The sequence below is a fragment of the Streptomyces sp. Y7 genome, assembly GCF_043195415.1.
GTDB lineage: Bacteria > Actinomycetota > Actinomycetes > Streptomycetales > Streptomycetaceae > Streptomyces.
In genome coordinates this window covers 1-15860 of record NZ_JBIDDQ010000026.1, presented here as the reverse complement: position 1 = coordinate 15860, position 15860 = coordinate 1, and the positions used below count along the sequence as shown (strand labels likewise).

Annotated in this window: 9 protein-coding genes; 1 reads left to right on the top strand and 8 read right to left on the bottom strand. The window is 71.2% G+C overall.

Annotation, left to right across the window (positions count from 1 at the left end; all coding sequences use genetic code 11):
* Nucleotides 1–37: 37 nt before the first annotated feature.
* The 7 genes from ACGFW6_RS37230 to ACGFW6_RS37200 form a co-directional block, all read right to left on the bottom strand.
* Entirely contained in the window at nt 38–754 is a 717-nt protein-coding gene (locus ACGFW6_RS37230; RefSeq protein ID WP_393520355.1) for a hypothetical protein, read from the bottom strand.
* 49 nt (nt 755–803) lie between these two features.
* A complete protein-coding gene (locus tag ACGFW6_RS37225; protein WP_393520353.1) occupies nt 804–3029 on the bottom strand; it encodes a glycoside hydrolase N-terminal domain-containing protein in 2226 nt (741 codons plus the stop codon).
* Nucleotides 3026–5005, bottom strand: a complete 1980-nt coding sequence (locus ACGFW6_RS37220) for a DUF4434 domain-containing protein (protein ID WP_393520351.1) — start codon at nt 5003–5005, stop codon at nt 3026–3028. Before ACGFW6_RS37220 ends, ACGFW6_RS37225 begins: the two co-directional genes overlap by 4 nt.
* Nucleotides 5005–7179 carry a 1,4-beta-glucanase gene (locus ACGFW6_RS37215; RefSeq protein ID WP_393520349.1) on the bottom strand — a complete coding sequence of 725 codons (2175 nt, stop codon included), beginning with the start codon at nt 7177–7179 and terminating at the stop codon, nt 5005–5007. Before ACGFW6_RS37215 ends, ACGFW6_RS37220 begins: the two co-directional genes overlap by 1 nt.
* A 123-nt stretch (nt 7180–7302) precedes the next feature.
* Complete coding sequence (locus tag ACGFW6_RS37210; protein ID WP_393520347.1) at nt 7303–8238, bottom strand: carbohydrate ABC transporter permease; 936 nt, start codon at nt 8236–8238, stop codon at nt 7303–7305.
* Nucleotides 8235–9278 carry an ABC transporter permease gene (locus ACGFW6_RS37205; RefSeq protein WP_393520345.1) on the bottom strand — a complete coding sequence of 348 codons (1044 nt, stop codon included), beginning with the start codon at nt 9276–9278 and terminating at the stop codon, nt 8235–8237. The genes ACGFW6_RS37210 and ACGFW6_RS37205 overlap by 4 nt, the downstream gene beginning before the upstream one ends.
* Nucleotides 9279–9304: 26 nt before the next feature.
* Nucleotides 9305–11002, bottom strand: coding sequence for an extracellular solute-binding protein (locus tag ACGFW6_RS37200; RefSeq protein WP_393520343.1), 1698 nt, complete (start codon nt 11000–11002; stop codon nt 9305–9307).
* A gap of 177 nt (nt 11003–11179) precedes the next feature.
* Between ACGFW6_RS37200 and ACGFW6_RS37195 the strand changes: the two genes are divergently transcribed.
* Nucleotides 11180–14014 carry a glycoside hydrolase family 3 C-terminal domain-containing protein gene (locus ACGFW6_RS37195; RefSeq protein ID WP_393520341.1) on the top strand — a complete coding sequence of 945 codons (2835 nt, stop codon included), beginning with the start codon at nt 11180–11182 and terminating at the stop codon, nt 14012–14014.
* 135 nt (nt 14015–14149) lie between these two features.
* On the opposite strand, the gene ACGFW6_RS37190 is transcribed toward ACGFW6_RS37195, so the two are convergent.
* The gene (locus ACGFW6_RS37190) at nt 14150–15595 is read right to left on the bottom strand and encodes an aldehyde dehydrogenase family protein (protein ID WP_393520339.1); all 1446 of its coding nucleotides are present in this window, start codon (nt 15593–15595) and stop codon (nt 14150–14152) included.
* Nucleotides 15596–15860 lie beyond the last annotated feature (265 nt).

The window sequence follows — 15860 nt, the reverse complement described above, 5'->3', positions numbered from 1 at the left end:
AGGCGAGACGTGGGCCGGCCCCGACCGCGGTGACACGTCAGCTGCTGCTGACGGTCAGGTTGTTGGTGACGAAGTCGAGGCCGCCGGACGACGAGGTGATCTCGTAGCCGAACTGGACGTCGCCGATGGTCTCGCTGCTGGACATCCAGCCCTTGGTGCCCGAGATCCAGGTCAGGATCGGCTTGATGTTGACGCTCCCCGAGCTGGAGTCGGAGGTCCGCAGGAACGAGAACACCTCGTTGGCGCCGTTGCTGCCCTTGTAGACGGTCCAGGTGTGACCGCCGAGGGTGACGGTGCCCTGCGAGGTGCCGAGCGGGCCGACGGCTCCGTTGTAGTTGACCCAGAGCATGATCTCGTAGTCGTAGTCGGTGTCCCAGATGTCGTACGACGTGTTGTACGCGCCGGACGACGGGACGGAGACGTTGTAGTTGCTGGTGAGCGAGCCGAGGGAGGCGATCGTCTTGTTGATCACCTTCTTGGAGTTCGGGTAGGACTTGATGCCGCCGGTGTTGGGGTGGTCGGCCCAGACACCCCAGTTGGTGCCGGAGTTGGCCCAGACACACTGGCTGCCGGCGCCGGAGCCCCAGATGTTGTTGTAGAGCGTGTAGCCGTTCAGAGTGGTGTTGCCCCACTGGTCGCAGGAGTTCCAGACGGCGGCCGAGGCGGGGGCGGAGGCGAGGCCGACGACGGCGCCGAAGGCCGTCGCCGGGGCCAGCACCGCCGTGACGATCTTGCGCAGTGCGCTCTTTTCCATGGTGTCCCTTTCCATGGGTGGGGGGAGTTGCCTGGGAATTACGGGGAGGTCACCACGCCCCGAGGCTGAGGACGTGGTCTTCTCCGGCGACGAGGTCGAGCCGTTGCGCGGCGCGATCGCCGTCGTCGGCGGAAGTCCGGAGTTCGACGCGCAGGGTGCGGGTCGGTTTGAGGACGGCGGTGGCCCCGTCGGGGCCCCAGGTCAGGTCGAGCCGCGCGCCGAACCGGGTGCGGATGCCGCTCAGCCGCCCCCGCGGGCAGGTCTCCGGGACCGCGGGAAGCAGGACCAGCCGGTCCGGGGTCGACTGCACGAGCATCTCGATCAGTACGGCGGGCAGTGTGTGCGCGGCGTCCGCGTTGTAGACGTCGCGGCGCGGGTAGTGGGCGCTCATCAGGGAGGCGTGGAAGAAGTCGCCGCCGAGGACCTGGTCGAGGGCGTGGGCCACCCGTGCGCCGTCCCGGAGACGGGCCGCGATCAGGGCGTGGTGGAGATGGCCGTGCGCGGAGTCGTTCTCACCACCGCGCAGTTCCAGGGCCCGGTGCGCGGCCGCCGCGAGGTCGGGGGTGTCGTACGGGGTGATCTCCTCGAGCGGCCAGACGCCGTAGAGGTGGCTGAGGTGCCGGTGGTCGTAGCTGTCCGCCAGGCCGGGCGCGGCCCATTCCGCCAGGGCGCCGTCGGCGTTGGTGCGGTGCGGCGGGAGACGGTCGGCGAGGGCACGCCAGCGGCCGGCCTCGGGCGTGTCCGGGTGATAGCGGGCGGCGGTGAGCAGGGCGTGCCGGGCCGCCGAGAGGTCCATGGCGGCGTTGACGGTGCCCCAGCTCGCGTTCGCCGGGCGGTTCTCCGGCGAGTAGGAGGGGACGACGACGAGACGGCCGTCGTCGTCGGTGCGGGTGAGGAAGTCCTCGTAGAACAGGGCGACTTCGGCGAGCAGGGCCGCGGTGCGCGGGTCGCGCTCGCCCCAGGTGTCGTCGTGGTCGACGAGGGGCTTGAGGAGCCAGTCGGCGCCCGCGGTCCACAGGTGCAGGGGGTACTCGCGGCTGAAGTGGTAGACGTGCCCGGACTCGCCGTCGGTGTGGGCGGGCGCCACCACGCCCCGGGCGCCGAAGATCGCGCGGGCGTTGTCGCGCCAGTGGTCCACCTGCCCGTGCACGAGGGCGGCGTGGGCCTCGGTGACCTCCGGGAGCGCGGCGGCCGCGGCCGAGGAGGTCTGGAGGTTGAGGTTGGCGTCGGTGGTGAACGCGCCGGACCACGCCGTGTTCCAGTCCCCGGTCCACAGGCCGGTGAGGCGGGGCGGCAGCATGCCGGAGGCGGAGAGCAGGTGGTAGCGGCCGGCCGCGAAGAGGCGCTCCAGGAGGGCGGCGCTCTTCGGACGGCGGACCAGCTCCGAGCCGGGCAGCGCCCTTTCGTGCCCGTCGCCGCCGAGGTCAAGGCCGGCGCGGAGGTAGGCGGGACGGTGCAGGGCCGTGTGGCGGGCGAGGAGAACGGAGTACGGGTCCTCGTCGGGGCTGTCGGGCAGCAGTGCGCGCAGTGCGCGTGCCTCGGCGAGCACGTCCGGCTCGCCGTTGTGGCGGCGGACGCGGGTGAGGAGGAGCAGGGCGCCGGCGTTCTCGATCCCGATGCCGGGGAGGGAGGTGCGGGTGCGGCCGCCGGTGACGACGGCGAGCGTGACGCCCGTGTAGGCGCGGTCGCTGCCGGGGTGGCGGACGCGGAGGGTGAGGAGCGCACCCTCGGAGGTGAGGACGGTGCCGTGCCCGACGGACAAGGTGCCCGGTGCGCCCGGGAGTTGGTGGTCGAGGGTCACCTCGGTGGTGAGGCCGGGCTCGGTGACGCGGTGGACGATGACGTCGTCGGCCCGGGAGACGAACACCTCGCTCTGCCAGGCGCCCCGCACGGCCGTGCAGACTCCGGTGGTGAAGTCGACCTCGCGGCGGTAGTCCTCGCGGGCCTCGGTGGTCGAGCCGCTCAGGCAAATCCGGAAGGCGGGGTGGAAGGGCTGCACCCACTGCAGTTCCCGCCCGTCGGTGAAGGTCTCGGCGGCGGTGAGGTCCCCGGACAGCAACCTGTCCTGGAGCGCGGGGAGTTCGGCGGCGAGGGCGGGCGGGCGCGCGTGTTCCCCGCCGTTGGGGCGGACCAGCGTGTGATGGTTGACGATGACCCGGTCATCGTTCGGATCACCGAACACCATGACGCCGTGCCTGCCGTTCCCGCTCAGGAAGGCGTCCTCCCAGCGGGCGGCGGGCGCCGGCTCCCAGGTGCCGTGCACCGGCCCGCTCATGAGACGGCCTCCAGCACGGCCACCCCGTACCGCCCGAGCGCCACCGCGTCGGTGACCTCGGTGCCGGTCAGCAGATCGCGATGGCGGCCCGGCACCGGCACGGTGACCCGGTCGCGCCCGTGGTGCAGCAGGAACAGCTGCCCGCCCCGCCGTACCGCCTCCACCCCGGCCGGAAGCCCGGCGAGGGTCGGCCGGACGCCCGCCTCGGCGGCGACGTCGGCGAGCAGCGTGCGCAGGGCGTCCGGCTCGGGAAGCGTGGAGAGGTACCGGGCGCGGCCCCTGCGCAGGATCGCCGGGAGTCCGTCCAGTTCGCCGCCCTTGTACGGGATGACGGTGTCGACGTCGTCCGCCGCCTCGATCTCCTCGGACCACAGCGTGCCGCGGAATCCCTCGGCGTCCACCGTCTCCCCCGCCTCCAGCGGCCACCACTCGTGCAGGACGCGGATGCCGAACAGTTCCCTCAGCCGGGCGTCCATGCCGCCGTCGCGGACCCGGTCGTCCTCGTCGGCGACGCCGGTCTGGAAGCCGGCGACCAGGGTGCCGCCGCCCTCGACGTAGGCGACGAGGTTCTCGATCGCCGCGTCCGTCATCAGGTACAGCTGCGGGACGACGACCAGCCGGTAGCGGGACAGGTCGTGCTCGGGGTGGGCGAAGTCGGCGACGGTGTGCGCCTCCCACAGGGCGCGGTGCCAGGCACGCACGACCTGCGCCTGGTCGACCTCGCGGGAGAGACGTCCGTCCTGCTCGCTCGCCCACCAGGCGTGGTGGTCGAGGAGTACGGCGACCTCGGCGGCCTCGACCCGGGTGCCCGCCAGTTTCCCGCTCAGCGAGGCGAGTTCGGCGCCGATCCGCTTCACCTCCTGGAAGGTGCGGCCCCGCTCGCCCGCGTGGCCGACCATGCCGGAGTGGAACTTCTCCGAGCCCTGCCGGGACTGCCGCCACTGGAAGTAGCAGACGGCGTCGGCGCCGCGGGCCACCGCCTGCAGGGACCAGAGCCGGTTGAGGCCGGCGGGCTTGGGGTGGTTGACCCCGCGCCAGTTGACCGGCCCGGCGGCCTGCTCCATCACCATCCAGGGGCCGCCCCGGGCCTGTGAGCGGGTCATGTCGTGCACCAGCGCACCGTACTGCCCGCCGTACGGGTCCCTCGGATCCGGGTAGACGTCGACGGAGACGACGTCCTCCTGCCCGGCCCACCGCCAGGCGTCCAGGCCCTGCCACAGCGCCATGAAGTTGGTCGTCACCGGGATGTGCGGAGTGTGCCGGGCCACGATGTCCCGTTCGGCGAGGTAGCACTCCAGCAGGGCGTCGGAGGTGAAGCGCCGGAAGTCCAGGACCTGGGTGGGGTTCTTCAGGTAGTGCGCCCGGCGCGGCGGCAGGACCTCGCGCCAGTCGCCGTAGCCCTGGCTCCAGAAGGCCGTTCCCCAGGCCCGGTTGAGGGCGTCGAGCGTGCCGTACCTGGCCCGGAGCCAGCCGCGGAAGGCGGTCTCGGCCTCGTCGCCCCAGTCGTACGTGCAGTACTCGTTGTTGATGTGCCACATCCGCAGCGCGGGGTGGCCGCCGTAGCGGGCGGCGAGGTCCTCGGTGATGGCGGCGGCGTAGCGGCGGTAGGTCGCGCTGGAGTGGGAGAAGTGCTGGCGTGAGCCCCACCACTCGGTGCGGCCGTCCTCGTCGCGCGGGAGCGTCTCGGGATGCAGGCGGCCCATCCAGGGCGGGGGCGAGGAGGTGGGGGTGGCGAGGACGACGCCGATGCCGTTCTCGTGCGTCAGGTCCATCAGCCGGTCCAGCCAGCCGAACTCCCGTGCGCCCGGGCGGGGTTCGAGTTTCGCCCAGGCGAAGACGCCGAGGGTGACCGAGTTGACCCCGGCCTCCTTCATCAGCCGGACGTCGTCGCGCCAGGTCTCCTCGGGCCACTGCTCGGGGTTGTAGTCGCCGCCGAAGAGAAGGCGGCCGCGGGTGGCGTCGCTCAGGTCCGGCATCAGGCGGGCTCCCCGTACTGCACGCCCCGCCCGTTGGTGGCGAGGTAGACACGGCCGTGGATGCGCGGGTCACCGGTGACCGCCGCGCCGATCCACCCCCACTGGTGCCGGTCGTCGTTGATCCGCACCCAGGTCCTCGCCTCGTCGTCGGAGCGGTACACGGCGGTGACGCTGTCGGTGGAGCCGACCAGGTAGACCGCCGGGTAGGAGGCTCCCCGGGCGGCCTTGCCGAAGCCGAGGGTGTACGAGGCGCGGCAACCGGCGACCTTGGTGAAGGTCGTGCCGCCGTCGGTGGAGCGGTACAGCCCGTTCCCCTTGAGGCTCAGCCACAGGTCGCCGGACCGGCCCGGCGCCACGGCCAGTTGGAACTCCTTGTCGCCCGAACTCAGCCCGCCGGCCCGCGCGGCGAAGGTCAGACCGCCGTCGGTGCTGGCGTGGAGGGTGCCGGTGGCGGTGTCGAAGGCGTAGAGGACGGACGGGTCGACCGGGTCCGCGACCGGCGTGGCGCCCTTCGGGAAGGTGGCGACCTCGGACCAGGTGGCGCCGTTGTCGGCGGAACGGTGCGCCGGGTAGGGGGTGCCGTCCCAGTGCACGAAGCACCACAGCAGCACGCTGCCGTCGGCGTTGGCGGCGATCGGCCCGGGCGCGTCCTTGGCGATGGCGGGCTGCGCCGGGAAGGGCGCCCAGGTCCGCCCGCCGTCGACGGAGAAGGCGCCGTTGCCGTGGTCGCCCCAGCCCGCGCGGACGACGTGGGACGGCCTGGCCGCGGCCTGCGCGAGCCCGGTGGCGGTTCCGAAGAGGGGGTTGGCGGCCATGCCGCGCGCCGGGGAGGCGGTGAGCGAGTCGTGGTACATCACGCCGATGTCCCCGTTGCCGCTGATCAGATGCGCCTGCCCGGTCGGCGGCGAGATCAGCTGCCGGACGGAGGTCTCCTCCAAGCCGTGGATCTGCGGAGCCCAGTGCCTGAGATCCCGGGTGCCGTAGAGCGTCGCGCCCGTGCCGTACACGATGTGCCGCGAGTCGTACGGGTCGAGCGCGACCGCCTGGATCCACCAGCCGAACTTGGGCTCGTCCTCACCCCACTTGAGGTAGGGCGTCTCGGAGACGTCGAGGACGGCCGTGTCCTTCAGGGACGTCCAGGTGCGGCCGCCGTCGGTGCTCCGGTACAGGGTGTCGACCGCGGCCCACCGGTTGTTGGTCGAGACGACGACGGTGCCGGGGCGCCGGGCGTCCACGGCGACCCCGCCGTACCCGAAGGTGTCGGTGCCGCCGGGCTTCACCGGTGTGACGTCGGTCCACGCGCCGTCCGTCGTGCGCAGCCGGTGCACACTGCCGGCCGACTGCCCGTTGGGCCCGGGCACGTCGGCGTACGTCACATACAGCTCGCGGGTGTGCTGGTCGTACGCGGCACGGATCGGAACCTTGGCGGCGATGCCGGTGGGCCGGCCCGGGACGGGCTCCCAGGCCACGCCGTCGGACGTGCGGTACAGGTTGGGCCGGTCCGCGGTGCCGTCGGAGTCGCCCCAGCCGGCGTACACGGCACGGCCGGCGGCGGCCAGGAAGGTGACGCCCTGACCGGTGCCGCTCGGGTCGGCGGGGAAGTCCGCGGCCCGCCAGGTCGCGCCCCGGTCGGCGGACTTGAGCAGCCCGTCGTGCCGGGTGCCGAGCCACAGCGTGTCACTGTCCCGCGGATCGACGAGCAACCGCTCGCCACAGCCGCGCCCGTCCTCGTTGGCCCCCAGCTTCACGGCGAGATCGGTGCGCTGCCAGGTGCTCCCGCGGTCCTCGGAGCGCAGCACGGCTCCGTTGCCGGCCCAGGACTGGGCGTAGGTGCCGAGGGCGAGATACAGCCGGTCGGGGTGTCGTGCGTCGACGGCGATCGCCTCCACCCCGAGCAGGTTCCAGTCGTCCCACCCGATGTGATCGGTCAACGGCACCCACCGCTCGCCCCGTTCGTCCCAGCGGTAGGCGCCCCCGATATCGGTACGGGCGTAGGCGAGTCCGCGAACGGAGGGGTGGAAGAGCACACCGGTGACGAACCCGGTGCCTCCCATGACGACGGTGCGCCAGCGGTAGGCGGGGGCGGCGGCCAGGGCGCGCCCGGACAGAAAGGGGACGCTGGTGAGCGCGGCCGCGGCAGCGGTGCCGGCAAGGACTGCTCTCCTGCTAGGCATGACATACCTCGTTCATACGAATGGGGTGCGGAAACATACCCAGGGGCGCGGGGAACTGCGCGACCAACCACGAACCACCCGCAGCCGCCGACCGACCGGAGCACCCCATCGAGAGGGCCTCGGTCAACCCTTCACGGCGCCGGTGAGCATGCCTTTCTTGAAGTGCTTCTGGACGAAGGGAGAAAGCACGGCGACCGGCAGCAATGCCATGACCATCACGGCCATCTGAACGGCCAGCCCCGACAGTTGCCCCGTCTTGATGGCCTGTCCGAGGCCGACCGGCGCCTCCTGCTTCTGCACGAGCTGGATCATGACGTTCTGGAGCGGCATCATGTCCTGGTCGTTCAGGTACAGCGAGGCGTTGAACCAGGCGCTCCAGTACCCGACCGCGTAGAACAGCGTGATCACCGCGATGACGGCCCGCGACAAGGGCATGACGATCTGCCAGAGGATCCGCAGCTCCCCCGCCCCGTCGATGCGCGCGCTGTCGATGAGTTCCTGCGAGATCCCCATGAAGAACCCGCGCAGGACGAGGATGTTGAACACGCTCACCGCGCTGGGCAGGATCAACGCGAGATAGGAGTCCGTCAGCCCGAGGGTCTGCACCAGCAGATACGTCGGGATGAGCCCGGCGCTGAAGAACATCGTCGCCAGCAGGGTCATCAGGATCCAGCGGTGCCCCAGCGACCCGGTCCGCGACAGCCCGTACGCGCACAGCACGGACAGGGCCATCGAGAACAGCGTGCCGACAAGGGTGACGAGGACGCTGATGACCGCCGCGCGGGTGACCTGCCCGCCGCTCAGCAGCTCCTTGTAGGCGATGAAGGTGATGTCCTTCGGCACCATCACCAACCCGCCGGCCTCGTCGATCGTCCTGCGTGACGAGAGACTGGTGACGACCACGATCCACAGCGGGAAGAGGATCCCGAGGCAGGCCAGTGTCAGCGCGAGGCCCTTGCCCGCGAGGCCGGCCCGGGAGGGCTCCTCCTCCCAGGTGGGCCGGGGCGGCGCCGCCCACCGGCCGGGTCCGCGCACCGTCTTGTCGATCACGGCGGTCACTTCTTGTACACCCCCTGCTCGCCCATGAGATGGGCCACCTTGTTCGCGGCGAGGACCAGTCCGAGGCTGACGACGCCCTTGACCAGGCCGGCGGCGGCCGCGTAGCCGAAGTCCTGGTTGCGCACGCCGTTCCACCACACGAAGGTGTCGAGGACCTCCGCGGCGCCCGGTCCGACCATGTCCCGTTGCAGCAGGATCTGTTCGAAGCCGACGGTGAGGGCGTCACCGACGCGCAGCACCAGCAGCAGGGCGATCACCGGACGCAGTGCGGGCAGCGTGACGTGCCACATGCGGCGCCACCGGCCCGCGCCGTCCATCGCGGCGGCCTCGTAGAGGTCGGGCGGCACCGAGGCGAGCGCGGCGAGGAAGACGATGATCCCCCAGCCGGCGTCCTTCCAGACGCTCTGCGCGGTGATGAGCAGCGGGAAGGTGTTCGGGTCGGTCATGAAGTCGAGGCCGTCGTAGCCGTGTTGCCGCAGCATCTGGGAGAAGATCCCGGCGCCGCCGAACAGTTGCTGGAAGACGGCGATGACCAGCACCCACGAGAAGAAGTGCGGCAAATACAGGATCGCCTGGGAGACCGCCCGGATCCGGGGCCTGACCACACTGTTGATGAGCAGCGCGAGCAGGATCGGGATCGGGAAGAACAGCACGAGCTGGAGGAAGAAGAGGATCAGCGTGTTCTGGACGGCGTTCCAGAACGCCGAGTCCTCGAAGATCCGCTGGAAGTTCTCCATGCCCACGAAGGGGCTGTTCAGGATGGAGACGACGCCGTTGTCGCTGATGTAGGGGTCGTAGTCCTGGAAGGCGACGACGTTGCCGAGGATCGGTACGTAGTTGAAGAGCAGGACCAGCACGACGGCCGGCAGCGTCATCAGGAGCAGCAGCCGGTCGCGCCGGAACCTGACCTTCAGGCTCGCCTTCCCCGAGCGGTCCTTCCCGGGGGAACCGGTGGCGCCGCCGGACGCCACCGGGGTCTTCTCCCGCGGGGTCTTGCTCTTCGCCTCGGTTCTGCTCCGAGGCACCGTGCTGTGCGACACGGCCTTCTCCTCGTCTCGAACCCGGATCAGTCGGCCGCGCTGCCGTTCTCGTCGAGGATCTTCCGGTACCAGTCGCGCAGCTTGTCGCCGCCCTTGCTCTTCCAGTCGGAGACGGCCTGCTGCATGTCGCCGATCTTCTTGCGGCCGCGGACGATGTCGTCCTCGAGCTGCTCGAAGTCGTTGGAGAGGTTGGTGTAGCGGGCGGGCTCGGTGATCTGCATGCCCCAGAACGACGACTTCTTGGTGAGCGCGCCCATCCGCTGCTGCCACTCGACCTGCGCCTTGGCGATGTCCGGGAAGTCCGGGTGGGCGAGGGTGGAGGCGGGGCTCGCGACCATGACGTAGGCGTTGAGGACCTCGTTGTTGCCCTGGTCGGTCTTGACCGGGACGCCGTCCTTGAGGGTGTAGTGGGTGCCCTCGACGCCGTAGTTGGTGAGCATGTACTCCTTGGTGCCGTACGGCGCCGCCGTCACGTTGGCGACGGCCAGCGCGTCGCGGACCACGGCCTCGGAGGCGTTCTTGTTGATGAACGCGAAGATGCCGGCGGGCTGCGCGGCCCACGGGACGGGGGCGCTGCCGCCGGCGCCGAAGATGTCCATGCCGGAGACCTTGAAGTCCGGGTTCTGGGTGGCCTGGGAGGCGGTCAGGCCGTACCAGCTGGAGATGTCGTTGTTGTAGATCAGGAACTCACCGGCGGCGAACTTGGTCGACGGGTCGGTGGCCTGGCTCTTGCCGAGCTTGAAGTCGGGGTGGACGACACCGGCCGCGAACAGCTTGCGCGTCCACTCCAGTGCCTCCAGGTACTCCTCGGTCTCGATGCGGTAGACCAGCTTGCCGTCGACGAGGTTCCAGCCGAGCGGCTTCTCCGAACCGGACAGCACACCGAAGGAGTTGAACGCGGTCCACTTCATGTCGCCGCAGGCCCACACCTTGGCCTTGGCGTTGGTGATGTCCTTCGCCAGCGCCAGGAACTCGTCGGCGGAGGAGGGCACTTCGTACCCCTCCTTCTCGAAGACGTCCTGGCGGTAGAGGGGCACGATGTTGGTCACGTACGACGCGGGCATCGGCAGACCGCGCAGCGCGCCGCCGAATATCGAGCGCTGCCAGGCGTCCGTCGGGATCGCGGCGAGGTTGGGGTACTCCTTGACCTCGTCCCCGGAGAGGTAGGGGCCGAGGTCGGCGAACTTGCTGATGATGGCGCTGGGTATCTTGCCGCCCATGTTCCAGCCGGGGACCACGACGATGTCGGGGACGTCGCTGGAGGCGAGGACCGCGCCGAGCTTCTGGTCGTAGGTGTTGCCGTCCTGGTTCTGCCACCGGACGTCGACGCCGATCAGGTCGTTCATCGCCGTGTAGTACGGGTTGCCGCCCTTCGGCGGGGAGCCCCAGAACGGCGACATGACCGTGACCTTGCCGCCCTTGCCGAGCTTCTTCGTGACCGACGTCTTCAGGTCCGCGAGGTCGAGTTTGCCGGTGAAGCCGTTCGAGGAGCCGTTCTTCGAGGGGATGTCCGGCGTCACCACGTTGCTGGCCACGTACGTCGGCAGGATCTTCTTCGCGTCCCTGCCCGAGGTGGTCCCCTCACGCGAACCGCTGTCCGAGCCGCCGCACGCGGCGAGCAGCGGCATCCCGCCGGCCACCGCTGCGGTGGCGACCGCCGAGGAGGCGAGGAAGCTTCTCCGGCTCGGTCCGGAGGAGGCGGAGGAGGCGGCTTTCGGCGTCATTGCGTCAACCCCACTGTCGAAGCGCTTCGATGTTGCAGCGAGGTTAAGTGAACGCCCAGGGGTGCACAAGAGTCGCTTCCAAGATTCCTTCAGGTGTCTTGACACTCGCCGTACGGTCGAATCAGCATCGAAGCGCTTCGAAAGCGTCCAGCCGATCCATCGCAAGGGGATCCCCACGTGACCGCACACACCCCGCACACGCCGCCTTTCCGTGATCGGCGACTGCCGTTCGCGAAGCGCATCGACGACCTTCTGTCGCGGCTCACGCTCGACGAGAAGATCGGATTCCTGCACCAGTTCACACCCGCGGTCGAGCGCCTGGGCATCGCGGCCTTCCGCACCGGCCAGGAGGCACTCCACGGCGTGGCGTGGATGGGTCCGGCCACCGTCTTCCCGCAGGCGGTCGGCCTCGGCGCCACCTGGAACACGGACCTCGTACGGCGGATCGGCGAGGCCGTCTCCAAGGAGGCCCGCGCGATGCGCGCCCGTGACGACCGCGTCGGGCTCAACGTCTGGTCCCCCACCGTCAACCTGCTGCGCCACCCCCTGTGGGGCCGCGGCGAGGAGGGCTACTCCGAGGACCCGCACCTCACCTCCGCCCTCGCCACCGCGTACACCCGTGGCCTGCGCGGCGACCATCCGGTGTACTGGCGCACCGCGCCCGTGCTGAAGCACTGGCTGGCGCACAACAACGAGACGGGGCGCGACGTCACGTCCTCCTCGGTCCGCCCGCGCGTCCTGAACGAGTACGACCTGCGTGCCTTCCGCGCCACGGTCGAGGCGGGCGCGACGGCCGGGGTGATGCCGGCGTACAACCTGGTCAACGGCCGCCCCAACCATGTCTCGCCGTATCTTCGCGAGCACCTGCGCACCTGGACCGACGAGGACCTGCTGGTCTGCTCGGACGCGGGCGCGCCCTCCAACCTGGTCGACTCCGAGCACTACTTCGACACGCACGAGGAGGCCACGGCCGCCGCGCTGCTGGCCGGCGTCGACAGCTTCACCGATCACGGCACGGACAGCTCGAAGATCACCGCCCGGGTGCGCGGGGCCCTCGACCGGGGTCTCCTCACCGAGGCGGACCTCGACACCGCGGTCCGCCGTCAGCTCTCGGTCCGCTTCCGGCTCGGCGAGTTCGACCCCGAGTACGACCCGCACGCCCTCACCGGGGACTTCGACACCCCGGCCCACCGCGCCCTGGCCCAGGAGGCCGCCGAGCAGGCGGTCGTGCTGCTGAAGAACAGCACGGGTCTGCTGCCGCTCGCGCCCGACACCCGGCTCGCGGTGGTCGGCCTGCTCGCCGACGAGTGCAAGCTCGACTGGTACAGCGGCACCCTCATCCACCGCTCGACCCCGCTGGAGGGCCTGTACGAGCGGTTCGGCGCGCAGCGCGTGGAGTTCGCCGAGGGCGTCGACCGCATCCTGCTGAAGACCTCGGCCGGCGCGTTCCTGTACGTCCCCGAGGCGGACGCCGACGAGGAGGTGCGCGGCGCCGAGGGCGCGCTCGACCCGGCGCTGCTGGCCGGCCGCACCGACCTGCCCGCCCTGACCGCCGGCCCGGCCGGCACCGAACTCGCCCTGGTGGACTGGGGCGAGGGCGTGCTGACCCTGCGCGCGCCCGACGGGCGCTATCTCTCGGTCGCCGGGGACGGCAGGGTCCGCGCCGCCGCCGACCAGCCCGGGGGCTGGGTCGTCCAGGAGACGTTCCGCCTGGAACCGCACGCGAACGGACACCTCCTGAGGCACATCGGCACGGGTCACCACGTCTCAGTCGCCGCCGACGGGGTGCGGGTTGCCGAGGCGGACCCGGAAGTCTTCGAGGTGATCGTCGTCGAGCGCGGTGAGGACGCGGTGGCCGGGGTCGCCGCGCGGGCGGACGCGGTCCTGGTGGTCGCGGGCAACGACCCGCACATCAACGGGCGCGAGACCGAGGACCGTACGACGCTCGCCCTGCCCGCCCACCAGGAGCGACTGGTGCGGGCCGCCCGCGCCGCCAACCCGAACACGGTCCTGGCGCTGGTGTCGGCGTACCCGTACGCCGTCGACGCCACGGCACTCCCGGCGGTGCTCTGGACGTCCCACGGCGGCCAGGCGGCCGGCACCGCCCTGGCCCGGGTCCTGGCCGGCGACGTCTCCCCCGCCGGCCGCCTCCCGCAGACCTGGTACGCCGCCGACGCCGACCTGCCGGACCTCCTCGACTACGACGTGATCGGCGGCCGCCAGACGTACCTGTACTTCGAGGGCACCCCGCTGTTCCCGTTCGGCCACGGCCTGTCGTACGCGGCGTTCTCCTACGCCGGCCTCGCCACCCGTACGGCGAACGACGCCCTGCACGTCTCCTTCACGGTCACGAACACCGGCGACATGACGGCCGACGAGGTGCCCCAGGTCTACGCCCGTGCCGTGGATCCGACGGTGCCGCGCCCGCGCCGCGAGCTGCTGGCACACGACAGGGTGCGGCTGGAGCCGGGCGAGCGCAGGGAGCTGTCCTTCGAAGTCCCCCTGTCCGCCTTCGACTTCTGGGACGTGGCGCGGGGCGGATGGCGCCGCGAGCCGGGCGCGTACGAGGTGCTGGCCGGTGCCTCCAGCGAGGACGTCCGGCTGCGGGCGACCCTGCTCCTCGACGGCGAGCCCGCCGCGCCGCGCCCGGTCCTGCGGCACGGCCTGGCGGCGGCCGACTTCGACGAGCAGCGGGGCGTCGCGATCGTCGACCGCACGAAGACCTCGGGCGACGCGGTGACGGCGGCCGGCGGCTCGGGCGAACTGCTCTACCGCGCTTGCGACTTCGGTGCCGGCAGCACCGAGGTGACGGTGACGGTCGCGGGCGAGGGCACGGTCGAGGTCTCACCGGACGGCGGCCCGGTGTCGGCCGTCCTGACGTCGAAGGCGGCCGGGTCCGGCCCGTACGACTACCGGACGCTCACCGCCCAGCTCACCGCCGAGGGCGTCCGTGACGTCCGCGTCGGACTGCGCGGCCCGCTGCGGCTCGCGCACGTCGGCTTCTCCGGTTGAGGGTCCGGACGAGGCCGGCACACGGAAGGGGCCCGGCACCGGAAGGCATCGGTGCCGGGCCCTTTTTCATCCCGGGATGTGGAACCACCCTACCTGAAAACGATTGTCACAAGCCAGAGCGGAACCCGAACCTGTTCAGAGCGCGATGCCGGTGAGGACCATCACGCGCTCGTAGGTGTAGTCGTCCATCGCGAACTTCACGCCCTCACGGCCGACACCGGACTGCTTGGCGCCGCCGTACGGCATCTGGTCGGCGCGGTAGGACGGGACGTCGCCGATGACGACACCGCCGACCTCCAGCGCCCGGTGCGCCCGGAAAGCGGTCTGCAGGTCGTGGGTGAACACACCTGCCTGGAGGCCGTACTTGGAGTTGTTGGCGGCGGCGAAGGCGGCGGCCTCCCCGTCGACCTTCTGCACGGTGAGGACGGGTCCGAAGACCTCCTCGCAGGCGATCGTGACGTCGGCGGGCACGTCGGTGAGGACGGTCGGCGCGTAGGAGGCACCGTCGCGCTTGCCGCCGGTGAGGAGGGCCGCGCCGGCGGCGACCGCCTCGTCCACCCACGTCTCGACGCGCTGGGCGGCGTCCTCGCTGACCAGCGGGCCGACGTCGGTGGCGTCGTCGTTCGGGTCGCCGGTGACCTGGGACTCGACGGCGGCGACGATGCGCGGCAGCAGCCGGTCGTACACGGACGCGTCCGCGATCACCCGCTGCACGGAGATGCAGGACTGGCCGCCCTGGTAGTTGGAGAAGGTCGCGATGCGGGTCGCGGCCCAGTCCAGGTCCTCGTCGGAGGCGAAGTCGGCGAGCACGACCGCGGCGCCGTTGCCGCCCAGCTCCAGGGTGCAGTGCTTGCGCGGCACCGAGTCCATGATCGCGTAGCCGACCTTCTCCGAGCCGGTGAAGGAGATGACCGGCAGGCGCTCGTCCTGGACCAGGGCGGGCATCTTGTCGTTCGGCACCGGCAGGATGCTCCAGGAGCCGGCCGGAAGCTCGGTCTCGGCGAGCAGGTCACCGATGATCAGGCCGGACAGCGGGGTGGCCGGGGCGGGCTTCAGGATGATCGGCGCGCCGGCGGCGATGGCCGGGGCGATCTTGTGGGCGCACAGGTTCAGCGGGAAGTTGAACGGTGCGATACCGAGGACGACGCCCTTGGGGAAGCGGCGGGTGAGGGCGAGCCGGCCCTGGCCGCCGAGGTCGGTGTCGAGGCGCTGGGCCTCGCCGCCGTTGAACCGCCGGGCCTCCTCGGCCGCGAACCGGAACACGGACACGGCACGGCCGACCTCGCCCCGGGCCCACTTCATGGGCTTGCCGTTCTCCGCGGAGATCAGCCGCGCGATCTCCTCGGTGCGCTCGACGAGGCGCCGGCTGACGTGGTCGAGGGCGGCGGCCCGTACGTGCGCCGGGGTCGCGGCGAACTCGTCCCGCACGGCGTACGCGGCGGCCACGGCCTCCTCGACCTGCGCGTCGCTCGGCACGCTGACCTTGCCGACGACCCGCCCGTCCCACGGGGAGGTCACATCAAAGCTGTCCTCGCCGCTGACCTGGCGGCCGGCGAGCCAGAAGGCGTGGGTGGAAGTCATATCGATTTCCCGGCCCTTCCGCGTTGGGGGTGTCCTGTGTGTCGTGCTCCACGGTAGGGGCGCGAAGGCGGACCGGCGTTTGTCCGGCGTGTAGTGGTGACGGGTCGGGGTTCGACGGTTTGGCACAGCAGGGAAACCACCGACGCCGGTCCACGCCTCTCCGCCCGTCCGGCGTTCGAGGACGAGCCGGTCCGCACTCTTCCAGGCCGTCCGGCGCTCGAGGACGGGCCGGCCAGCGCCCATTTCAGCCCGTCCGGCGTTTGAG

What these genes read in the sequence shown, in the direction of transcription:
- ACGFW6_RS37215 (WP_393520349.1), bottom strand. Translation starts at nt 7,179, where the DNA reads ATGCCTAGCAGGAGAGCAGTCCTTGCCGGCACCGCTGCCGCGGCCGCG.
- ACGFW6_RS37220 (WP_393520351.1), bottom strand. Translation starts at nt 5,005, where the DNA reads ATGCCGGACCTGAGCGACGCCACCCGCGGCCGCCTTCTCTTCGGCGGC.
- ACGFW6_RS37190 (WP_393520339.1), bottom strand. Translation starts at nt 15,595, where the DNA reads ATGACTTCCACCCACGCCTTCTGGCTCGCCGGCCGCCAGGTCAGCGGC.
- ACGFW6_RS37225 (WP_393520353.1), bottom strand. Translation starts at nt 3,029, where the DNA reads ATGAGCGGGCCGGTGCACGGCACCTGGGAGCCGGCGCCCGCCGCCCGC.
- ACGFW6_RS37200 (WP_393520343.1), bottom strand. Translation starts at nt 11,002, where the DNA reads ATGACGCCGAAAGCCGCCTCCTCCGCCTCCTCCGGACCGAGCCGGAGA.
- ACGFW6_RS37230 (WP_393520355.1), bottom strand. Translation starts at nt 754, where the DNA reads ATGGAAAAGAGCGCACTGCGCAAGATCGTCACGGCGGTGCTGGCCCCG.